This is a genomic window from Mesorhizobium newzealandense (assembly GCF_042682145.1).
Lineage (GTDB): Bacteria > Pseudomonadota > Alphaproteobacteria > Rhizobiales > Rhizobiaceae > Mesorhizobium > Mesorhizobium newzealandense.
This window is the reverse complement of sequence record NZ_JBHUGZ010000014.1, coordinates 340,719-360,974: the sequence shown is the minus strand read 5'-3', so window position 1 is coordinate 360,974 and position 20,256 is coordinate 340,719. Positions and strand designations below refer to the sequence as shown.

19 protein-coding genes are annotated in these 20,256 nt (G+C 64.1%); 9 read left to right on the top strand and 10 right to left on the bottom strand.

Translation table 11 applies throughout. The features are described 5' to 3' along the window. Positions 1 to 171: 171 nt before the first annotated feature. Entirely contained in the window at positions 172 to 1,764 is a 1,593-nt protein-coding gene (locus ACFSOZ_RS22315; protein WP_379101569.1) for a peptide chain release factor 3, read from the bottom strand. A 140-nt stretch (positions 1,765 to 1,904) separates the two neighbouring features. Between ACFSOZ_RS22315 and ACFSOZ_RS22310 the strand changes: the two genes are divergently transcribed. Continuing rightward, on the top strand, positions 1,905 to 2,978 hold the full coding sequence (locus ACFSOZ_RS22310; RefSeq protein WP_379101567.1) for an NAD(P)/FAD-dependent oxidoreductase: 1,074 nt from the start codon (positions 1,905 to 1,907) through the stop codon (positions 2,976 to 2,978). Here the strand turns inward: ACFSOZ_RS22310 and ACFSOZ_RS22305 are convergent. The 3 genes from ACFSOZ_RS22305 to ACFSOZ_RS22295 form a co-directional block, all read right to left on the bottom strand. After that, the gene (locus ACFSOZ_RS22305; protein WP_379101565.1) at positions 2,972 to 4,345 is read right to left on the bottom strand and encodes an amidase; all 1,374 of its coding nucleotides are present in this window, start codon (positions 4,343 to 4,345) and stop codon (positions 2,972 to 2,974) included. The two genes, ACFSOZ_RS22310 and ACFSOZ_RS22305, sit on opposite strands and share 7 nt — an antisense overlap. Before the next feature lie 166 nt (positions 4,346 to 4,511). Further along, on the bottom strand, positions 4,512 to 5,312 hold the full coding sequence (locus ACFSOZ_RS22300; RefSeq protein WP_379101563.1) for a class II glutamine amidotransferase: 801 nt from the start codon (positions 5,310 to 5,312) through the stop codon (positions 4,512 to 4,514). Positions 5,313 to 5,326: 14 nt separating this feature from the next. Then, positions 5,327 to 5,581: a DUF6356 family protein gene (locus tag ACFSOZ_RS22295; protein WP_379101561.1), complete on the bottom strand. Its 255-nt coding sequence runs from the start codon at positions 5,579 to 5,581 to the stop codon at positions 5,327 to 5,329. A gap of 114 nt (positions 5,582 to 5,695) precedes the next feature. On the opposite strand from ACFSOZ_RS22295, the gene ACFSOZ_RS22290 reads away from it, so the two are divergent. From ACFSOZ_RS22290 to ACFSOZ_RS22270, 5 genes are all read left to right on the top strand, one after another. Beyond that, positions 5,696 to 6,166, top strand: coding sequence for an Lrp/AsnC family transcriptional regulator (locus ACFSOZ_RS22290; RefSeq protein WP_379101559.1), 471 nt, complete (start codon positions 5,696 to 5,698; stop codon positions 6,164 to 6,166). Positions 6,167 to 6,244: 78 nt separating this feature from the next. After that, entirely contained in the window at positions 6,245 to 6,730 is a 486-nt protein-coding gene (gene dut / locus ACFSOZ_RS22285; RefSeq protein WP_379101555.1) for a dUTP diphosphatase, read from the top strand. Then, positions 6,730 to 7,389, top strand: a complete 660-nt coding sequence (locus tag ACFSOZ_RS22280) for an HAD family hydrolase (protein ID WP_379101553.1) — start codon at positions 6,730 to 6,732, stop codon at positions 7,387 to 7,389. The genes dut and ACFSOZ_RS22280 overlap by 1 nt, the downstream gene beginning before the upstream one ends. A 78-nt stretch (positions 7,390 to 7,467) precedes the next feature. After that, on the top strand, positions 7,468 to 8,322 hold the full coding sequence (locus ACFSOZ_RS22275) for a hypothetical protein (RefSeq protein WP_379101551.1): 855 nt from the start codon (positions 7,468 to 7,470) through the stop codon (positions 8,320 to 8,322). 80 nt (positions 8,323 to 8,402) lie between these two features. Beyond that, entirely contained in the window at positions 8,403 to 9,206 is an 804-nt protein-coding gene (locus ACFSOZ_RS22270; RefSeq protein ID WP_379101550.1) for an isocitrate lyase/PEP mutase family protein, read from the top strand. 112 nt (positions 9,207 to 9,318) lie between these two features. Here ACFSOZ_RS22270 and ACFSOZ_RS22265 read toward each other — a convergent pair whose 3' ends face one another. Both ACFSOZ_RS22265 and ACFSOZ_RS22260 read right to left on the bottom strand, forming a co-directional pair. Further along, a complete protein-coding gene (locus ACFSOZ_RS22265) occupies positions 9,319 to 10,020 on the bottom strand; it encodes a sulfate transporter family protein (RefSeq protein ID WP_379101548.1) in 702 nt (233 codons plus the stop codon). A gap of 75 nt (positions 10,021 to 10,095) precedes the next feature. Continuing rightward, positions 10,096 to 11,013 carry a DMT family transporter gene (locus ACFSOZ_RS22260; RefSeq protein WP_379101546.1) on the bottom strand — a complete coding sequence of 306 codons (918 nt, stop codon included), beginning with the start codon at positions 11,011 to 11,013 and terminating at the stop codon, positions 10,096 to 10,098. A gap of 231 nt (positions 11,014 to 11,244) precedes the next feature. Between ACFSOZ_RS22260 and ACFSOZ_RS22255 the strand changes: the two genes are divergently transcribed. After that, complete coding sequence (locus tag ACFSOZ_RS22255) at positions 11,245 to 12,237, top strand: adenosine kinase (RefSeq protein ID WP_379101544.1); 993 nt, start codon at positions 11,245 to 11,247, stop codon at positions 12,235 to 12,237. A gap of 397 nt (positions 12,238 to 12,634) precedes the next feature. Continuing rightward, positions 12,635 to 13,348, top strand: coding sequence for an antitoxin Xre/MbcA/ParS-like domain-containing protein (locus ACFSOZ_RS22250; RefSeq protein WP_379101542.1), 714 nt, complete (start codon positions 12,635 to 12,637; stop codon positions 13,346 to 13,348). A 7-nt stretch (positions 13,349 to 13,355) separates the two neighbouring features. On the opposite strand, the gene speB is transcribed toward ACFSOZ_RS22250, so the two are convergent. Continuing rightward, positions 13,356 to 14,315 (bottom strand): agmatinase, encoded by a 960-nt coding sequence (gene speB / locus ACFSOZ_RS22245; protein WP_379101540.1) that lies wholly within the window; start codon positions 14,313 to 14,315, stop codon positions 13,356 to 13,358. A gap of 50 nt (positions 14,316 to 14,365) precedes the next feature. Continuing rightward, the gene (locus ACFSOZ_RS22240; RefSeq protein ID WP_379101538.1) at positions 14,366 to 15,472 is read right to left on the bottom strand and encodes a polyamine ABC transporter substrate-binding protein; all 1,107 of its coding nucleotides are present in this window, start codon (positions 15,470 to 15,472) and stop codon (positions 14,366 to 14,368) included. Positions 15,473 to 15,589: 117 nt separating this feature from the next. On the opposite strand from ACFSOZ_RS22240, the gene ACFSOZ_RS22235 reads away from it, so the two are divergent. Further along, a complete protein-coding gene (locus ACFSOZ_RS22235) occupies positions 15,590 to 16,495 on the top strand; it encodes a LysR substrate-binding domain-containing protein (RefSeq protein ID WP_379101536.1) in 906 nt (301 codons plus the stop codon). A gap of 33 nt (positions 16,496 to 16,528) precedes the next feature. On the opposite strand, the gene ACFSOZ_RS22230 is transcribed toward ACFSOZ_RS22235, so the two are convergent. Next, on the bottom strand, positions 16,529 to 17,617 hold the full coding sequence (locus tag ACFSOZ_RS22230) for a sensor domain-containing diguanylate cyclase (RefSeq protein WP_379101535.1): 1,089 nt from the start codon (positions 17,615 to 17,617) through the stop codon (positions 16,529 to 16,531). A gap of 267 nt (positions 17,618 to 17,884) precedes the next feature. Then, complete coding sequence (locus ACFSOZ_RS22225; RefSeq protein ID WP_379101533.1) at positions 17,885 to 20,164, bottom strand: NADP-dependent malic enzyme; 2,280 nt, start codon at positions 20,162 to 20,164, stop codon at positions 17,885 to 17,887. Positions 20,165 to 20,256 lie beyond the last annotated feature (92 nt).

The following is a 20,256-nucleotide window of genomic DNA, read 5'->3' as shown; positions in this document are numbered from 1 at the left end:
TCGCGCAGCGAACGAAAAGCCAATTGCTTGGCTTTTCGAGCTTCGAACGCCCGGAGCCTGCGACGGGCCGGGTGGCTCATTGGAGCAGATTGATCATCGAGGTCGGCGCTGCCCCTCATCCGCCCTTCGGGCACCTTCTCCCCGTGAACGGGGAGAAGGGAGAGCGGCGTATCAAGCCGCCTTGTCGCGGACCTGATAGTCCTTGATCGTGGCGAAGCGGATCGCTTTCCAGCGTTCCGCTTCGTAATTGAGCGAGAAGGCGTGCTGGGCGAGGAACACCGGATCATTGTCGAGGTCGCGGGCGATGTCGCCACGATGCGCCTCGATGAAACGCAGAACCTCCGCTTTGTCGTCGGCCGAGATCCAGCGGCAGACCGAAAAGCGCGACATTTCGAACTCGACCGGTAGCGTGTATTCGAAGTTCAGCCGCTCCTTCAGCACGTCGAGTTGCAGGGCGCCGACGACGCCGACGATGGCCGGCGAGCCGTCCTCGGGCGAAAACAGCTGGACGACGCCCTCCTCGGCCATCTGGTGCAGCGCTTCCTTGAGCTTCTTGGCCTTCATCGCGTCGCCGAGGCGGACACGGCGCAGGATTTCCGGGGCGAAATTCGGCACGCCGCGGAACAGGATTTCCTCACCCTCGGTAAGCGTGTCGCCGATGCGCAGCGTGCCGTGGTTGGGGATGCCGACGACGTCGCCGGCAAAGGCCTCGTCGGCGGTGACGCGGGTGCGGGCAAAGAAGAACTGCGGCGCCGACAGCGACATCGGCTTGCCGGTGCGCACCAATTTCGCCTTCATGCCGCGTTCGAGCTTGCCCGAGCAGACGCGGACAAAGGCGATGCGGTCGCGGTGGTTGGGGTCCATGTTGGCCTGGATCTTGAAGACGAAGGACGTCATCTTGTCCTCGGTCGCCTCGACCTTGCGGGTGTCGGCTTCCTGGGCGCGCGGCGGCGGCCCGAAGGCGCCGAGCGCCTCGATCAGGTCGCGGACGCCATAATTGCGCAGCGCCGAGCCGAAATAGACCGGCGTCAGATGGCCTTCGCGAAAAGCGTCGATGTCGAGCGGACGGCAGGCTTCACGCGCCAGTTCCAGTTCCTCGATGAAGGCTTCGCGCTCGTTCTCGGGCAGCAGCCCGGCGACGCGGTTGGAATCGGGACCGTTGACCGGCGTGCGTTCCTTCTCGTCGTCGCCCCTGCGCACGGCGTTCAGCGCCAGATGATAGGTGCCTGAAAACGTCTTGCCGCGGCCGATCGGCCAGGTGATGGGTGCTGTGTCCAGCGCCAGCTTCTGCTCGATCTCGTCCAAAATCTCGAACGGGTCGCGGCTTTCGCGGTCCATCTTGTTGACGAAGGTGATGATCGGGATGTCGCGCAGCCGGCAGACCTCGAACAGTTTCAGCGTGCGCGGCTCGATGCCCTTGGCGGCATCGATGACCATGACCGCGCTGTCGACCGCCGACAGCGTGCGATAGGTGTCGTCGGCGAAATCCTCGTGGCCGGGCGTGTCGAGCAGGTTGAAGACATTGTCCTCGTACTCGAAGGTCATCACCGAGGTAACGACCGAAATACCGCGCTCGCGCTCGATCTTCATCCAGTCGGACCGGGTCTGGATCTTGTCCTTCTTGGCCTTGACCTCGCCGGCAAGCTGGATGGCGCCGCCGAACAGCAGCAGCTTTTCAGTCAGCGTCGTCTTGCCGGCGTCAGGGTGCGCGATGATCGCGAAGGTGCGGCGGCGGGATACCGCTTGTTCGATGTCTTCAGCCAATGTCTGGAATCCTGTCTGTGGCGCGGGCTTCTAGCAGTGCATTTCCAGCCTGTCGAACAGATTTGACCGGATTGACCTCCTGGCACTTGAGATAGGCCCGCCGCGATGGCATCAAAAGATCCGTTCGGCAGAGGTTCAGCATGAGTGCAGTCAAGCAAGTGATCGTCATCGGCGCCGGGATCATCGGTGCCTCCATAGCCTGGCATCTGAGCAAGGCGGGTGCCCAGGTGACGGTGATCGCCGACAGCGCCGCAGGCGGGGTCGCGACGCCGAACTCGTTCGCTTGGATCAACGCCAGTTGGGGCAATCCGGAGCCGTATTTCCGGCTGCGCATCCGTGCGATGGCCGAATGGTCGCGGCTGGCGCAGAAGTTGCCCGAAATTCCGCTCAGTTGGTGCGGCGGCTTGTGCTGGGATTTGTCGGCGGCGGCGATGGAAACCTACGCCACCGAGCATTCCGCCTGGGGCTACGGCATCAGCCAAGTCGACCGCGTTGGCGTCGCGCGCATCGAGCCCAATCTCGCCGAGCTTCCCGATGTCGCCTTGCATGTCGCCGAAGAGGGCGTCGCCGAGCCGGTCGCCGCCACCAAGGCGCTGCTGGCCGATGCCGAACGGCGCGGAGCGCGGATCATTTCCAGCACGGTGACGGCGCTGGTCCAGACCGGCGGCAGGATCACCGGGGTGGACACGTCGCATGGCCTGATAGAAGCCGACGAAGTGGTGATCGCGGCCGGCGTCGGCTCACCGGATATTGCCGCGACCGCCGGGATCAGACTGCCGATCGAGACGCCGCCCGGCCTGATCGTCCATTCGCGGCCATACAGAAAACTGCTCAACGGGCTGGTGCTGGCCGAGCGGCTGCACATGCGCCAGACGGCGGAGGGCCGCATCATCGCCGGCTCGGATTTTGGCGGCGCCGACCCGGGCATGGATGCCGAAGTCACCGCCCGCGATTTGTTTGCGGCCCTGAAAGCCAGCCTGCGCGGCGGCGACGAACTGGAGCTGGATTTCCACACGGTCGGCTACCGGCCGACGCCGATCGACGGGTTTCCGATCATCGGCCGCGCTGAAGGCATGGACGGTGTCTACGTCGCCGTCATGCATTCCGGCATCACGCTGGCGCCGGCTGTCGGCCTGTTCGCCGCACGGGAAATCCTCGACGGCGACCGCGACCCGCTGCTGGGCGCTTACGGATTGTCGCGCTTCGCTCAATAGTCAGGCGGACGGCAAAAGCCACCGGTCAAGGGTTCGATTGCCTTGGCAATGCCGAGCAACCGCTCGTCCGACCAGCGTTTGCCGACCAGTTGCAGGCCAATCGGCAAGCCGTCGCTATGCTGTCCGCACGGCAGCGAAAGTGCCGGATGGCCGCTGTAGTTGAAGACAGCGCCATTGGCCGGCAGCATCCAGTAGCTCTGTTCCTTGCCGTCGACCTGGATCGGCGTGCCGGGCTCGCAATGCGGGAAGGCTGTGGTCATGGCGACCGGGCAGAGCAGCGCATCCCAGTTTTCGAAGAACTGGTCCCAGGCGAGAATGGATTTGTCGCGGCGGGCAAGCGCCTCGAACCAGAGTGACACCGATGTCGGTTCCTCTGGGGGCTGCGGCTGTGCCGCTTCCATCATCATGCCGATCAGCGCGCCGCCCCGCTCGAGATCGTCGTGCAGATCGAGCTTTGGGAGTTTCGCTTCCTCGACGGTCGCTCCTGCCGATTGCAGATGCCTGGCGAGACCTTCGACTGCAGCGCTGATGTCACCGGCCACCGGAAACCCGGGAAAGGACGGCGCGAAGGCGACGCGCAGTGTCTTGAGGCTGAGCTTCGGCATGTCTTCGACCGGCACCGGCGCAAGATCGGTGTCGCTTCCGTCAGGCCCGGCTATGATCCGGTAGATAAGCGCCAGGTCCTCGACGCTACGCGCCAGCGGACCGAGGCAGGACATCAACCGCACGCTGCGCGCGGCACCGCCCGGATCGGGGAAGGCGCCGGCCAGCGAGACGCGATGTTCGGTCGGTTTGAGGCCATAGACACCGCAGAAGGCGGCAGGCAGGCGGATCGAATCCTGCATGTCGGTGCCGACATCGAACGGCGTCATCCCTGAGCAAAGTGCGGCCGCCGCACCGCCACTGGAGCCGCCGGCGGTGCGCTGGAGGTTCCAGGGATTGCTGGTGCGGCCGAACAGCGGATTGTTCGACTGCCAATCCGACAGCATGGCGGCGACATTGGTCTTGGCCATCAGCACGCCGCCGGCCGCCTTCAGCCGGGCAACAACCGGGCTGTCCCGTTTGGCGACATAGTCGGCGAAGGGCGGGAAGCCGACCGTGGTCTTCATGCCTGCCGTCTCATGCATGTCCTTCAGCGTGAACGGCACGCCGTGCAGCGGCCCGAGTGCGGCGCCGCGCGCTTGGGCTGCGTCGGCCTTTTTGGCGCGCTCGCGAGCGCCCTCCCGGTCGAGCGAAATGACGCCGTTGACCGCCTCGTTGTGCTTGTCGATCTGCGCCAAATGCGCGTCGAATGCTTCGACGGCGGAGATTTTCCGCGTGGCGATCGCGGCGGCCAGTTCGACGGTCGAGGAAAAGACGAGGTCCATGACGAATGCTCCTGCTTGGCCGCGCTCGTCCGGCAAGATGGCGGATAGCGGCGCGACTTCAAGACTTCAAGCGGAGTGGAGCACTGGAGGGTCCGCCGCATTTGATCGGAATTGCGCTCTGGTCGATTGAGGTCGGCGCTATCCGGCCACGTTGCTGCAATTGCACCTAGACGGCCAGCGCCAGCCTGGCCGATGCCGGAGCAAAGGGACGGATGGTGATGCCGTCGCTGGTCATGGTGACGAAGCTCGATGGCGGGATCGCCTGCCAGTCGCCGCCTTCGCGATCGAAGGGTTCGGAAACGATGCAGCGGCCGCCGCCTTTGCGCAAGACGGAGGTGTAGAGCGTCGGGGCGTGGGCGTCGGTGGCATAGCGCACCGCATGCAGCGCCTGCCCGTCCGAAAAGGCGGCGGTGAGTTTCAACGCCGGCTCGAGCCCGGCGCGGCGCGAGGCGTCGAGCACGCGGCTGGTGGCGCGCGAGACGGCGCCTTGCGGATCGGCGGCCAATCCCTCGTCGATCATAAGGAGAAAAAACAGTTCGGAATCGGTGGTGCCTTCGCGCTGGTCAAAGACGGCGTCGGACAGCGAATTCTCCAGCGCGCGGCGGATCTTCTCGAAGCCGCCGATCTGGCCGTTGTGCATGAACGACCAGCGGCCCGAGATAAAGGGATGGCAGTTCATACGGCTGGTGGCGCCGCCGGTCGACGCCCGTACATGGGCAAGGAACAGGCCGGATTTGATCTGCCGGCACAGGCTCTTCAGGTTGGGATCGGACCAGGCCGGCAGGATATCGCGGTAAAGACCCGGCTCCGGACGGTCGCCATACCAGGCAAGGCCGAAACCGTCGCCATTGGTCGGCGATTTTGCTTCCTGGGCACAATGGCTCTGGGCGATCAGTGAGTGACAGGGCGCCGTGAGGATGTCTTCGAGAAAGACCGCTTCACCGAAATAGGCCGCCCACCGGCACATCGCTCTGTCGTCCTCTAGGCACGATCCGGAAGCGCCGAGGGGCCTTCGGTCGTGCGTGTGCCTCTGTTGTGCGTCCGCTCGTAAAGCTCGCGGACGATTCGGCTGGCGGTAGTCTCAAACAGAAATGGCAAGAAAGCGTGAACGAGCGCGGCACCCGCCGCCACCAGCAACCGTGACGAGAACCAGGCGGCAAAGCCCATATGGCCGAAATAGGTTTCGCCGACCTTGGCCGGATGCGAGGTGAAAATCTTTGCGAGCCGTGCCGACATGTTGGTTCCCCTTCAGCGCTTGAGTTCCTGATATGAGTATCCTGACACGCTTTGCCGGTTCATCGGTCTCAAAATGTCCTTGTATTTGGCCATTCCATGGGACAAACATCCCACATGGCGCTGGAAATCGATGAAATCGACCGAAAATTGCTGACTGAATTGCAGCGCGACGGCACGCTGTCGGTCGACCAGCTGTCGGAACGGGTGGCCTTGTCGCGCAATGCCTGCTGGCGCCGGGTGAAGCGGCTTGAGGAGGATGGTGTCATCACCGGCCGCGTGGCGTTGGTCGATGCCGACAAGCTCGGGCTTGGCCTTTCGGTATTCATCCTGATCCGCACGTCCAACCACGACCCGGACTGGCTGCAGAAATTCCGGGCCGCGGTGACCGGCTTTCCCGAGATCACCGGCGTCTATCGCATGTCCGGTGACCTCGACTATGTGCTGCGCGCCCGCGTCGCCGACGTGAAGGCCTATGACCGGCTCTATCAGCGGCTCATCGCCAAGGTGGCGCTGTCGGATGTTTCGGCGTCCTTCGTGATGGAGGAGATCAAGGAGACTACGGTTGTTCCGATGGTCATGCCATAGTGATGCCCGAAAGAAAGCCGTTGATAGCCCCAGAGCCGAGTTGACCGAATCGCCGTTCGCGCCGATAGGATCGATTTTATGCGCGCAGCCCTTCAAACTCCCTCCGTCATCGGTCCGACCGTCGGCTTCGTCAGGTTGCCGCATGGTGAAGGACTTCCCCTCCCTGCCTATGAAAGCACAGGTGCGGCCGGCATGGATCTGCGGGCCGCGGTGCCCGACGACCGGCCGCTGCTGATCCTGCCGGGAAAACGCGCGCTGGTGCCGACCGGGCTGATCCTGGAAATTCCGGAAGGCATGGAAGGCCAGGTCCGGCCACGCTCTGGCCTCGCCTTCAAACATGGACTTACCGTTCTCAACACACCCGGCACCATCGACAGCGACTATCGCGGCGAGGTGAAGGTGCTGCTGATCAATCTCGGCGACGAGGATTTCGCGGTGACGCGCGGCATGCGCATCGCCCAGATCGTTTTCGCGGCGGTGACGCAGGCGGCGGTGGAAGAGCGGACGTTGGCCGGCGGCACGGCGCGTGGCTCGGGCGGGTTCGGATCGACCGGCACCGCCTGATGCAAATTCCGAAGCTTGTCATCTTCGACTGCGACGGGATTCTGGTCGATACCGAGAATCTCGCCAATCGACGCCTCGGCGAATGGCTGAGCGCTGCTGGCTATCCGACAAGCTTCGAATATTGCCGCAAGAATTTCTCCGGCCGCAGCATGGCTTCGGTGCAAAAAGAGATCGAAGAGGAAACCAGCGTCAGGCTCGGCGCCGATTTCGTCGAGCGCTGGAATGCCGGACTGCCGGACCTGTTCGCGCACGGGGTCGAGGCGATCCCTTACGTCCGCGAATTTGTCGAAGCCGTGCGCTCAGCCGGTATCGCCTATTGCGTCGCCACCTCTGCCCGGGTGTCGAAGATGCACATCACGCTTGGCCAGACCGGGCTGTTGCCGCTGTTCGAACATGCGATGTTCAGCTCAACCATGGTCGGACGCGGCAAGCCGTTCCCCGACCTGTTCCTGCATGCGGCGAAGACCATGGGCTTTGCGCCTGCCGACTGCATCGTCATCGAGGACAGCGTCGCCGGCACGCAAGCCGGCATCGCCGCGGGCATGCGGGTGTTCTCCTATCATGGCGATCCCTATTCCGACCGCGACGGCCTGATCCAGGCCGGCGGCATCCTGTTCGACGACATGCGCGAACTGGCCGGACTGGTGCCAATCTGCTGATCCGCCGGCTTTGACGGACGGACTGGACGCCCCGGACCGCTATGCTACCTTCCGCGCGCCCGACAGCCCGAGGCGCCCATGCCAACGACCCTGCTTCGCTTCATCCTCGCCCTGATGCTGCTGCCGTTCTTGTGGACCGCGGCGGATGCGCAAGCCGTCAGCTTCCCGGACCTCGCCAGCGCGTTGCCGGGCCACAAGGACGTCACCTATCTCGACCTGGCGAGGATGGTCATTCCAGATCTCGCCGCAGACAAGGACGGCCTCTACAGAGGCGGGTTGCCGATCAAGATGCGGCATGTCGAGGGGCCCGATAGTGGCGGTTCGCCGCCAGAGACATCGGGCTTTTCCAATGCCGCAGTGCTTGCCATCAAGGCCGGCGGCGAGGACCGGCTGACGATGCTGTTCGACCTCGGCGATTCTCCTGACAGCGCCGAAGGCTATGCGGTGCTGGCGCTGTACGACATTGCCGGCAAGCCGACGCTGCTCGACGCCGTCAATGTCGCCGTCGACCGTGGCACCTATTTCCGCGACCCCGGCAAGCTTTCGGTCAGCGCCAACGATGACGTCCTCATCACCATGAGCATGCATTTCAATTCGAACCAGAACTATGTGATCACGCCGCTGATCATGGTCCGCGATGACAAGTTCGAACTGATCGACATGATCTATACGTTCGATGAAAAGCTGTGCGCCTACAGCCGCAAGCAGGACGTGGCGTTCCAGACCATCGCCGACGGCCAGCCTTATGCCGCCCTTAAGGTGACGGTGACCGACACCACCGCGCCCAGCGAGGAAAGCTGCGACGACGCGCCGCCCGAAGCGGCATCGCAGGACATTTCGGCCACCTATCGCTGGGACACAAAAACGTCGCGCTACGTCAAGGATTCCGACGCGCTGGACAGATTGGCAGCAGAGAACGAGAAACGCTTCTGAACCAAGCGCATTCGTTTGCCCGGGCAAGGAGGGCAAGCTAGAATCCTCTCCACCACGCCGCACATGATGGGGGAACTACCATGGACAAGGGCAAGATCTTTCGTGACCTGCATGCCTCGACTTTCGTCATGCCCAATCCCTGGGATGTCGGCACGACGAAGCTGCTGGATTCGTTCGGCTTCAAGGCGCTGGCGACGACCAGTGCCGGCTTCGCCTTTTCGCGCGGCCTGCCGGACGGGTCGGTGACCTTCGAGGCGATGATCCATCATTGCCGCGAAGTGACGGCGGCGACCAGCCTGCCGGTCTCGGCCGACCTCGAGAAAGGCAAGGGCGACAGCGCCGAGCGTGCCGCCGAAACCATCTTCGCGGCCGAAGCGGCCGGCCTTGCCGGCTGCTCGATCGAGGACCACACCGGCGATCCGGACAAGCCGATCTATGATTTCTCGCACGCCGTCGAGCGCGTCGCCGCGGCCGTTGAGGCGGCGCGGGCGTTGAAGCGCGATTTCGTCTTCACGGCGCGGGCCGAGAATTTCCTGTGGGGAAAGTCGGATCTCGACGACACGATCAAGCGGCTGCAGGCCTTCGAGAAGGCTGGCGCCGACGTGCTTTATGCGCCAGGGATCAGCGATGTCGAGATGGTCCGCACGATCTGCTCGGCGGTAAGCAAGCCTGTCAACGTCATGGCGAGGCCCGGTTTCACCATTGCCGATCTCGCTACGGCCGGCGTCAAACGCATTTCGCTCGGGCCGTGGCTGGCCAATTTTGCCTATGGCATGCTGGAAACGGCGGCGCGCGAGATCCAGCAGGACGGCACGTTCGACTTCACCCGCGCCGCCATGCCGTTCGGCAAATTGCAGGCGCTGTTTGCCAAATCTTCAACTTGAATGAGGCCCGTCGCATGACGCCGACCGTCGTCGACATGCATACGGGCGGCGAGCCGCTGAGAATCGTGATGAGCTCGGGCGCGGATTTCTCCTTCGCCAAGTTCGCCGATACTCAAGTCGAGCCAGCTTCCCGTGTCGAAATCGCCTTGTGCAGATGCACCATCATGGCGGCGGCGAACAGCGGCGTCACTAGGTTGAGCAGCGGCACGGCGAGGAAGGCTGATATGACCAGCCCGGCGAGAAACACCGTGCCGGCATAGTGCCTGCGCAAGGCCCTTGCCTCTTCTTCCGGGCGAAAGCGCATGGCGGCGAATTCGAAGAACTCGCGGCCGAGGAGATAGCCATTGACGATGAAGAAGGCGGCAATGTTGACACCCGGCACCAAGAGAAGCAGCAGGGCGACGAGGTTGCCGAGGATGACGACGCCCAGGAACCTGGCTGACAAGACCAGCGAGCGCAGCGCGGGCATGGCGCGTCCGGTCGGATCGCCGGGATAGTCGGTGCGTTCGACCACTTCGGCGATGTCGTCGAGAAACAGGCCGGCGACGATCGCCGTCACTGGTGCGATGAGCAACGCCATGCCGAAGGCCAGCGCGATGGCGGCGATGATGCCGCCCAGCGCGCCGGCCCAGGACGGCATGCCGGGCAACAGCGCATGGAGCCATGGCAGGGCCAGCCACTCGACGAGGCTGGTGAGGCCGAACCACAAGGCCACCAGCGCCAGCAAGGTCAAGCCCAGCGTCTTGATGAACACCGAACGGAACTCGGGCGAGAACAACTGGCCGGCGGCGGTACGGGCGGCGCTTGAGATCACGGTGCTTCCAACCTCACGTCGAACGGGTCGCCCCGGAGATAGGCGACGCACCCACCCGCCACAAGCGCCGGATAGCTACCGCGCCATCGCCGGCTTTCGAACCGGGATGGTCATCGCCGCGACGCCGGCGACAACAAAACCCATGCCAAGCCACGCCGTCGACCCAAGGCTTTCGCCAAGAAAGACGGCGCCGATGCCGACGCCGATCGGCACGCGCAGATAGGCTTGCGAGGTGGTGCCGACCGAGCCCAGCGTGTGGATGAGGCGGAAATAGATGACGAAGGCCAGCGCGGTCGAAAACACCGACAGGCCGAGCAAGGCCAGGATCGACGCCGTCGACGGTGTCCGCGTCCATGGCTGGTCGACGACCAGGCTGAGCGGCACCAATATGATGGCGCCGCAGAGCATCGAACCGGCGGCGGGCAGCATCGGATCGAGGCCCTTGAAGCCACGGCCGAAAATCGCCGCACCGGCATAGCAGATCGTCGCCGCGACGATTGCCAACTGCGCCCAGAGCTCGTGACCGAGACCACCCAGCGCCTCGGTGCCGATGATGAGACAGATGCCGGCGATGCCGGCGCCGACGCCAATCAGTTTGCGCAACGTGACCGGTTCATGGCGGGTGATGAGCGCGGTCAGCAGGAAGGTGAAGATAGGCGAGGTCGCGTTGAGGATGGTGGCGAGGCCCGCGTCAACCGAGCGTTCGGCCGCGGCGATCAGCGTGAACGGCACGACGCTGTTGAGGCATGCCTGGAAGGCGAAGCGGCGCCAGCTTGCCGCATCGCCCGGCATGGTGAGCCCACGCCAGCGGATGATGGCGAAGAGAATACCACCCGCGATCAGTGTGCGCGCGGCAATGAACGTGACCGGCGGGATCGTTTCGACGCCGATCTTGATGAAGGTATAGGAGGCGCCCCAAAGCACCGCCAGCACGGCGAGCAGCGCCAGGTCGGTCGTCATATCGTTCTTTGTTGGCCCGTTCTTTGTCGACATGGGACTGGCTCGCCTTCGAAGCGTAATTGGCTGATCAGGCTTGTAGGCGGCGGCGCGATGAAATGCTTCGGCCACGGTCGAATTGTCATAGCGCCTGGTTGCGGATGCGCCTTTTGGCTTGTTTGCGGCGCGATCTGCGTATCGCGCCCTAGGCAAACCGGTTTCAAATCGCTAGACCCGCGCCCGGCCGGCATGGCAAGAAGCCTGCTGGGGTTTTTGGCGGAGACATTGATGCCGAATTATGACGTGCTTTGCATCGGCAATGCCATTGTCGACATCATCGCCCAGTGCGACGAGGAATTCCTCGAGACCAACGGCATCATCAAGGGCGCGATGAACCTCATCGACACCCAGCGCGCCGAACTGCTCTACAGCCGCATGGGCCCGGCGATCGAAGCGTCCGGCGGCAGCGCCGGCAACACGGCGGCCGGCGTCGCCAGCTTCGGCGGCCGCGCCGCCTTCTTCGGCAAGGTCTCCAACGATGCGCTGGGCGAAATCTATGCGCACGACATCCATGCACAAGGCGTCGCCTTCGACACCAGGCCGCTGTCAGGCCTGCCGCCGACGGCGCGCTCGATGATCTTCGTCACCCCCGACGGCGAACGCTCGATGAACACCTATCTCGGCGCCTGCGTCGAGCTCGGGCCGGAGGATGTCGAGGCCGACAAGGCTTCCGGCGCCAAGGTCACGTATTTCGAAGGCTATCTGTGGGATCCGCCGCGCGCCAAGGAGGCGATCCGGCAGACAGCCAAGCTGGCGCACGCGGCGGGCCGCGAAGTGTCGATGACTCTCTCGGATTCGTTCTGCGTCGACCGCTACCGCGACGAGTTCCTCGATCTGATGCGCTCGGGCACGGTAGACATCGTCTTTGCCAACAGCGACGAGATCAAGTCGCTCTACCAGACATCGTCGTTCGACGAGGCGCTGGCGCAGATCCGCAAGGATTGCCGGATCGCCGCCGTCACCCGATCGGAAAAAGGCTCGGTCATCGTGCGCGGCGACGAGACCGTGGTCATCCAGGCGACGGCGATCAAGGAACTGGTCGACACGACAGGCGCCGGCGACCTCTATGCCGCCGGTTTCCTGCATGGCTACACGCAAGGCCGCGACCTCAAGACCTGCGGCGACCTTGGCTCACTGGCAGCCGGATTGGTGATCCAGCAGATCGGCCCGCGCCCGCGCCAGAACCTGCGCCGCGAGGCTGAACAGGCGGGGTTGCTGTAGGGGCAGTTTCTCCCTTCTCCCCTTGCGGGAGAAGGTGGCCTCGCGAAGCGAGGTCGGATGAGGGGTGCTCCAGCTTGGCACCGACCGCTCTCCGTCCAACACCCCTCATCCGTCTCGGCGCTGCGCGCCGATCCACCTTCTCCCACAAGGGGAGAAGGGAAGGCGCGCCCCGCTTCTCACCGTCGCGCAGCTGTCATACATCGCCCCTACACGCAATCGAGGCGACCTTGGACTGACATTTCAGGGCGCCCGCAGCCAGTTGGGGTGTCAAAAAATGCAAGACAGCATGCTGTCAGGCCGCTGCCTCTGTTGCCGCCGCGATTTCCGCTTTCCGCTCTAGCCGTTCAACAACCGGCCGTAGCTGTGGGAGGGGAGCGCGCGGCCAGAAGACAGACGCATGAACAGATTTCAGTTCCAGAGCACCGGCATCAAGCCCGATGACTTCGCGGAGATGGTCGCGGAAAAGGTCGAACGTGCGCTTGCCCACTATGACGAGGCCATCAACAGACCCACCATGGTCTCGGTCGGCAAGATCGCCGGCAGCATAGCGTCCGCGGTCACCTTGCTGTCGCCGAAGCATCAGCGTGCCATCGATGCCATCCATGCCGACCTTCCAGGCCTTGCGTCGAAATTCGTGCGCGCACTGGCGGCGGAAGCCGCGCGCCGCAGCGAGGCCGGCACAAGCGGCGCAACGGCGCTGCCGCCGGCATCCCTGGCGGATATCGATGGACCTGTTTCCTCACCGCCGCGAGCCGACGACCTCGAATCGATGCTGATCGAGGACTGGGCCGGCCGCGTCGCCGGATCGACCTATCTGGAAGAGAATCTGCGCATCGCCCGCTCGACCCTGCATCGCTGGCAAAGGCGGGGTGAGGTCATCGCCCTGCGCAAGGGCGGCCGCAAGCATGTCTTCCCGCTGGCGCAGTTCGTCGACGGCAGGCCGGTAGCGGGCATCCGCGACGTGCAGGCCCTGATCAGCAATCCCAGACTGGCCTGGCTGTGGCTGACGCGTCCCTCGGCGCAGCTCGAAGGTCGTATTGCGATCGACCTGCTCCGGCAGGATCAGGTCGATGAGGTCGTCGAGGCCGCACGCGTGTTCGCGCCGGGCTGAAACCGGGCTAGCGTTTCCTTTCGGCCAGCAGCCCAAGATAATGCTGCAGCACCGCAGCGCCGGCGATCGACGTGACATCGGCATGGTCATAGGCGGGCGCCACCTCGACGACATCGGCGCCGACAATATCGAGCGAGCCGAGACGCCGCAGGATCATCAGCGCCTCGCGTGAGGACAGGCCGCCGGCGACCGGGGTGCCGGTGCCCGGGGCAAAGGCCGGGTCAAGACAATCGATGTCGAAGGTCAGATAGGTCCTGGCATCGCCGACGCGCGCCTTGATGCGTTCGACGACACCGGCCACACCGAGTTCCGCGACATCCTCACCATGCAGGATTTCAAGGCCGCAGGTTTCCGGCGCATGGGTGCGGATGCCGACCTGGATCGAGCGGTCCGGCCTGACCAGGCCTTCGGCAACGGCCCTGGCGACGAACGAGCCATGGTCGAGGCGCTTTTCCTCGTCGAGCCAGGTGTCCTGGTGTGCATCGAACTGGACCAGCGCCAGCGGCCCATATTTCCTCGCATGCGCCCTGAGCAGCGGCCAGGTGACGTAGTGGTCGCCGCCGATGGACAGCAGCGTGACGCCGGCATCGACGACCTCGCTCGCCTGCGCCTCGATCTGCCATGGGGTTTCGTCATGGCGGCCGAAATCGAGGCCGCAATCGCCGTAATCGATGACCGCCAGCCGCTCGAACGGATCGGCGCGGAAAGGATATTGCGGATCGCCTTCCAGGATCGCCGAGGCGCGCCGCACGCCCTGCGGACCGAAGCGAGCACCCGGCCGGTTGGAAACGGCGGCGTCGAACGGGATGCCCCATATGGCGACATCGACGCCGTCGAGGTTGCGGGTCAGCCTGCGGCGCATGAAGGACAACACACCGCCATAGACCGGCTCGTGCGAGCCGCCATAGATGTTCTTGCCGAAAACGGCATCGTCGGTTTCGCGCGAACGCGGCAGGGATTTGAGCATGTCGGTCACATCTTTGCTGGAGGGAGGTGTAGAGCCAGAGCAGGCCGGGATCAGTTCGTGCCGGTGATGAAGCCGGTCCACAGCCGGGTGACCAGGCGCAGCGATTTCTGGTCGCGCGGCTGGGCAGCGAAGAGGTGCTTCATCGTGTCTTTCGAAAGATAGATGTCGGGATTGTCGCGGACAGCCTCGTTGACCATCGGCGCCGCCGCCTCGACCGCGTTCGGGTAGAGCGTCGCGTTGGTAAAGCGGGCGGCAACCCTCGGCGTCATCAGGAAATCCATGAGGGCGTGGGCGTTTTCGGGATGCGGCGCATCGACAGGAATGGTGACGACGTCGAAGAAGATTTCCGTGCCCTCTTTCGGGATGGAGTAGCCGACATCGGCGCCGCTTTTGGCATCCGCCGCCCGCGTCGCGGCACCCATCGCATCGCCGCTCCAGCCAAGCGCCAGGCAGAGATCTCCGGCCGCCATTTCGCCCATGATCGAACCCGATTTGAAGTGGCGGACGTAAGGCTTGATCGCCGTCAGCAGATCGGCGGCCTTCCTGATCTCGCCTTCGTCGGTCGAGAATGGGTCGAAGCCGAGGTAGTTGAGCGCGATCGACATGACGCCCTCGGGGGAATCGACCATGGCGATGCCGCAATCCGCGAATTTGCTTACCACCTCCGGCTTGAAGATCATGTCGAGGCTGTCGACCGGCGCGTCCTTCATGCGCTCGGCGATTTTTGCCTTGTTGTAGATGATGCCTGTGGTGCCATAGGCATAGGGCACCGCGTAGACGTTGCCCGGATCCTGCCTGGCCAGGAAGGCCATGATGTCAGGATTGAGGCCCCTGACGCCGGGAAGCTTCGCCTTGTCGAGTTTCTGGACGGCGCCGGCCTTGATGTACTGGCCGACGATCGCTGCGCCCGGCATGACCAGGTCGTAGCCGGAGCCGCCGGTCAGCGCCTTGGTCGTCAGCATCTCGACGGCATCGAATGTGTCGTAGACGACCTTGATGCCGGTTTGCTTCTCGAATTCGGCAATGGTGTCGGCCGGCACGTAGTCGTACCAGAAATAGATGTTGACGGTCTTGTCCTCGGCCGCCGAAGCGCTGCTCGTGAGGTCGGAAGCCGACAGGGCAAGCATCGATATTGCAAGGGCGGCGAGACGGCGCATGGCGATTTCCCCAAGGATTGGATCGCTTGAGGATTGCCCGCAGCAACATGGCCCGACAAACGGCATTTTATCCGCTGACGCTTGACAAAAACTCATCTCATGGCATGTCTGCGATCCATGAAGCTGCCTTCGTTGAATGCGATCCGGGCTTTCGAAGCGGCAGCGCGCCTGCGCAGCTTCAAGAACGCCGCCGACGAGCTGCGGCTGACGCCCTCAGCGGTGAGCCGCCACATCCGCTCGCTGGAACAGGGGCTGGGCATGGAGCTGTTCGAGCGCGGCTTCCGGCAGGTGACGCTGACGCCGAAAGCCACCCACTATGCCCGCCGGCTATCCGCCGCCTTCAGGTCGATCGAGAATGCCACCGAAGAGATGGGCAGCCACGGCCGGCCGGACACCGCCAAGCGCGCCTCGCTGTCGATCAACGCGACCTTCATGAATCTGTGGCTGGCCGACCGTCTGCCGCGCTTCCGCACTGAAAATCCCGACTTCGAACTCGACCTGTCGATCCACGACGACCAGAACAGGGGCGGCAACCCGAGCGCCGATCTGCGCGTGCTGTTCACCGCCGATGCCGGCAATGCCGACTATGTGCCGCTTGTTTCGCTGGTGATCTTTCCGGTCTGCGCGCCGGCCCTTCTTGCCGGACCGCATGCGCCAACAACGCTCGCCGATCTTGCCCGGCTCCGGCTGCTGCACGAGAACACCACCGCCTGGTGGGAGGAATGGTTCGAGGAGGAAGGCCTGAAGGTCGAGGCGAAATCCGGCCCGATCTTCCACGACCCGGCGCTCGCCGTGCGCGAGGCGGTCAATGGCGGCGGTGTGGCGCTGGTCGACAACATCATGGCGCAGGACCTGCTGGCCAGCGGGCAGCTGGTCGCACCGTTCCCGGTCCGCCACACAATTCCCGAAAGCTACTGCCTGCAACAGAAGCCCGGCAATCGTGGCTCGGCCGGCATCAGGCGGTTCCGGGAGTGGCTGTTGGCGGAGATTGCCAGCCACAAGCGGGTGATGGATATGGCTTGAGGGCTTTGATGGACACCCTCCGAGGCTCTACATCTAGGCAGTCTTGCGAATTGAATGTTGAGGCCCGGACGATGGCTGCGGCGCCATTTCGTTGGCGGTGACCAACCGGTTGCGGCCACTCTTTTTTCCGATGTACATCAGCCGGTCGGCGAGTGCGATCAACGCTTCGGAATCGGCGGCTTCCGCCGGGTACATGGCCACGCCAACGGTGCAGCCGACCTGGATGGCGCCATTCGGCGTGGGAACCTTGATCCGCAACCTTTCCAGGATGCGCTCGGCAACGCGCACGGCCTTCTGCTGTGCCAGATCGGCGTCGCCCGAGAACAGGAAGGCGAACTCGTCACCGCCAAGCCGGGCCACGAAATCGGCGCTGCGCAGGATCGAGCGAAGCTGGCTCGATACGCGCTGCAGCAGCGCATCGCCGGCCTCGTGGCCGAGCGTGTCGTTGACTTCCTTGAAGCGGTCGAGGTCGATGAACAGAAGACCGGCCGCCTCCCCGGTGGCGCCGCAGCGGGCGACCACCGATTTGAGTTCGTTGTGGAAGGCACGCCGGTTGGGCAGGTCCGTCAACAGATCATGGTTAGCCGAATGGTCGCTCTGCTGCTTCGCCAATTCGATCTCGCGCTTCTGCACGGATAGCTCCTCGTTGGCGGTCTTCAGATCCAGCAGCAGCTGGGAATTGAGGTCCTCGACAACCTTGCGGTCGCTGATGTCGACGACGAAGCCTTCCAGGAATTCGAGTTCGCCGGCGGCGTCCCAGACACCGCCGCCGATCTCGCGGACCCAAAGCGGTTCGCCGGCCCTCGGTACGATGCGATAGTCAACGTTCCAGTTGCGGCGCGCTTCGAGCGCGGCGTCGACGGCGGCATAGACCGAGGCGAGGTCGTCCGGGTGGATGGCCGAGACGTAGTCGCGCACGGCGTTGTGCACGAAATCCATGGGTGGATAGCCGCTGACGGTGAGAATACCGTCGCTGATATAGAGCATGGTGTAGGACGCATCGTTACGGCAGCGGTAGAGGTAGCCATCCATGCGGCCGGTGATGCTGAGCAGCGCGTCCAGGCGCTCGTCGTGATAGGCTCCCTGGCCGACCACGGATGCGGGAGTCGTATCGTGCTTCACGGCTGCAAATCCATGATTGTCACCACCCCAGTCTGTCCAAAATGCCGCGCTGGCACATCGATGACAGCTCTCTGGTATAACAACCGAATATTATCAATATCTTATGGATTTCGGTGATTTTCCCGCAAATTCGGCTTGAATCGCAGGATTCTGCGATTCACACATCCAGACGGAGTGGCGCCGGCAATTCCGTTCGGGCTGCCCTCGCGCAAGGCCTTGCCTTGCTCGAAAAGCATTCGTGGGCTTTTCGTCCGCTGCGACCGCTCCTCAAGCCCCCGCGGTATATGCCGCGATCGCCGCCATGTTGACGATGTCTGAATCCTTGGCATTCAGCGAGACGATCTGCACCGGCTTGTTCAGCCCGACCAGCAGCGGGCCGATGACGGTGGACCCGCCGAGTTCCTGCAGCATCTTGGTCGAGATCGAGGCCGAGTGGAACGCCGGCATGATCAGCACATTGGCCGGGCCGGTCAGCCGGATGAACGGATACTGCGCCATGGCGCGGGCGTTGAGCGCGACGTCGGCGGCCATTTCGCCATCATATTCGAAATCGACGCGGCGCTTGTCGAGGATGCGCACGGCTTCCTGGACGCGCTCGGAGCGCTCGCCCTGCGGATGGCCGAAGGTCGAATAGGCGAGCATGGCAAGCCTCGGCTCGTAGCCCATGCGGCGGGCAAAGCCTGCAGCCTCCTCGGCGATGTCGGCGATCTGCTCGGCGTTCGGCATGTCGTGCACGGCGGTGTCGGCGACGAGGACGGTCTTGCCCCGCGCGAGCACGATCGAGACACCGATGACGCGGTGGCCGGGCTTGGCGTCGATGACGCGGCGGATGTCGTCGAGCGCGGTGGAGTAGTTGCGGGTCACGCCGGTGACGATGCCATCGGCATCGCCCAGCGCCACCATGCAGGCAGCGAAATGGTTGCGGTCGTTGTTGATCAGCCGCTGGCAATCGCGGAACAGGAAACCTTTGCGCTGCATGCGCTCGTAGAGATAGTCGGTGTAGATGCCGTTGCGGCGCGACAGCCGGGCATTGATGATCTCGATGCCTTGCTTGTTGAGGTCGATGCCGGCGTGCTTGGCATTCTCCTTGATGACGTCGTCGCGGCCGAGCAGGATGGCGGTGCCAAGCCGCTGGTTCACATAGGAGACGGCGGCGCGCATCACCTGCTCCTCCTCGCCCTCGGCGAAGACGATGCGCTTGGGCTGGCGGCGCACGCGGTCGTAGATGCGCTGCAGGGTCGAGGCGATCGGGTCGCGGCGGGCCGACAGCTCCTGGGCATATCGGTCGAGATCGAGGATCGGCTTGCGGGCAACGCCTGAATCCATCGCCGCCTTGGCGACCGCGATCGGAATGGCCGAGATCAGACGCGGGTCGAACGGGACCGGGATGATGTAGTTGGGGCCGAATTTCGGCCGGTTGCCCTGATAGGCGGCGGCGACGTCGTCGGGCACGTCCTTGCGCGCCAGGTCGGCCAAAGCGCGCGCGGCGGCGATCTTCATGTCGTCGTTGATGGTGGTGGCCCGCACATCCAGCGCACCACGGAAGATGTAGGGGAAGCCGAGGACGTTGTTGACCTGGTTCGGATAGTCCGAGCGCCCGGTCGCCATGATGGCATCGGTGCGGATTTCGGCGACTTCCTCCGGCGTGATTTCCGGGTCGGGATTGGCCATGGCGAAGATGATCGGGTTCTTGGCCATCGACTGCACCATGGCGGTGGTCAGCGCGCCCTTGGCGGAGAGGCCGAGGAAAACGTCGGCGCCGTCGAGCGCCTCGGCGAGGCTGCGCGCCTCGGTCTTGACCGCATGCGCCGACTTCCACTGGTTCATGCCTTCGGTGCGGCCTTGGAAGACCACGCCCTTGGTGTCGCACAGGATGATGTTGTCGGGCGCAAAGCCCATTGCCTTCATCAATTCGATGCAGGCGATGCCGGCGGCGCCGGCGCCGTTGCAGACCATCTTCGTGTTTTTCATGTCGCGGCCGGTGATCTCCAGCGCGTTGATCAGGCCGGCTGCCGAGATGATCGCGGTGCCGTGCTGGTCGTCATGGAAGACCGGGATGTCCATCAGCTCGCGCAGCCGCTGCTCGATGATGAAGCACTCCGGCGCCTTGATGTCCTCCAGGTTGATGCCGCCGAAAGACGGGCCGAGGAAGCGCACGCAGTTGATGAACTCGTCGGCGTCCTCGGTGTCGACCTCGAGGTCGATGGAATCGACGTCGGCGAAACGCTTGAACAGCACCGCCTTGCCTTCCATGACCGGCTTGGAGGCCAGCGCGCCGAGATTGCCGAGACCGAGGATGGCAGTGCCGTTGGAGATGACGGCGACCATGTTGCCGCGCGTCGTGTAGTCGAAGGCGCGGCTGGGATCCTCGGCGATGGCCAGAACAGGAACCGCGACGCCGGGCGAATAGGCGAGGCTGAGGTCGCGCTGCGTCGCCATCGGCTTGGTGGCGACGACCTCCAGCTTGCCGGGGCGGCCCATGGCATGGAATTCGAGCGCTTCCTGCGCACTGACGGACGGACCGCTGTTCTCGGTTTTCCTGGCCATGATGCTTTTGATTTCCTCGCCGGTGCGGCACCTCCTTGAAGCGGGGTGCCTTGTGTCGGTTCCGAATTAAGACCACACGCCGCCGCGTGTAA

Bases quoted from the DNA above. Each gene is read 5' to 3' on its own strand.
- speB (WP_379101540.1), bottom strand. From the start codon at position 14,315: ATGCTCAAATCCCTGCCGCGTTCGCGCGAAACCGACGATGCCGTTTTC.
- ACFSOZ_RS22290 (WP_379101559.1), top strand. From the start codon at position 5,696: ATGGCGCTGGAAATCGATGAAATCGACCGAAAATTGCTGACTGAATTG.
- ACFSOZ_RS22260 (WP_379101546.1), bottom strand. From the start codon at position 11,013: ATGTCGACAAAGAACGGGCCAACAAAGAACGATATGACGACCGACCTG.
- ACFSOZ_RS22280 (WP_379101553.1), top strand. From the start codon at position 6,730: ATGCAAATTCCGAAGCTTGTCATCTTCGACTGCGACGGGATTCTGGTC.
- ACFSOZ_RS22235 (WP_379101536.1), top strand. From the start codon at position 15,590: ATGAAGCTGCCTTCGTTGAATGCGATCCGGGCTTTCGAAGCGGCAGCG.
- ACFSOZ_RS22250 (WP_379101542.1), top strand. From the start codon at position 12,635: ATGAACAGATTTCAGTTCCAGAGCACCGGCATCAAGCCCGATGACTTC.
- ACFSOZ_RS22240 (WP_379101538.1), bottom strand. From the start codon at position 15,472: ATGCGCCGTCTCGCCGCCCTTGCAATATCGATGCTTGCCCTGTCGGCT.
- ACFSOZ_RS22295 (WP_379101561.1), bottom strand. From the start codon at position 5,581: ATGTCGGCACGGCTCGCAAAGATTTTCACCTCGCATCCGGCCAAGGTC.
- dut (WP_379101555.1), top strand. From the start codon at position 6,245: ATGCGCGCAGCCCTTCAAACTCCCTCCGTCATCGGTCCGACCGTCGGC.
- ACFSOZ_RS22310 (WP_379101567.1), top strand. From the start codon at position 1,905: ATGAGTGCAGTCAAGCAAGTGATCGTCATCGGCGCCGGGATCATCGGT.
- ACFSOZ_RS22270 (WP_379101550.1), top strand. From the start codon at position 8,403: ATGGACAAGGGCAAGATCTTTCGTGACCTGCATGCCTCGACTTTCGTC.
- ACFSOZ_RS22305 (WP_379101565.1), bottom strand. From the start codon at position 4,345: ATGGACCTCGTCTTTTCCTCGACCGTCGAACTGGCCGCCGCGATCGCC.
- ACFSOZ_RS22225 (WP_379101533.1), bottom strand. From the start codon at position 20,164: ATGGCCAGGAAAACCGAGAACAGCGGTCCGTCCGTCAGTGCGCAGGAA.
- ACFSOZ_RS22255 (WP_379101544.1), top strand. From the start codon at position 11,245: ATGCCGAATTATGACGTGCTTTGCATCGGCAATGCCATTGTCGACATC.
- ACFSOZ_RS22275 (WP_379101551.1), top strand. From the start codon at position 7,468: ATGCCAACGACCCTGCTTCGCTTCATCCTCGCCCTGATGCTGCTGCCG.
- ACFSOZ_RS22300 (WP_379101563.1), bottom strand. From the start codon at position 5,312: ATGTGCCGGTGGGCGGCCTATTTCGGTGAAGCGGTCTTTCTCGAAGAC.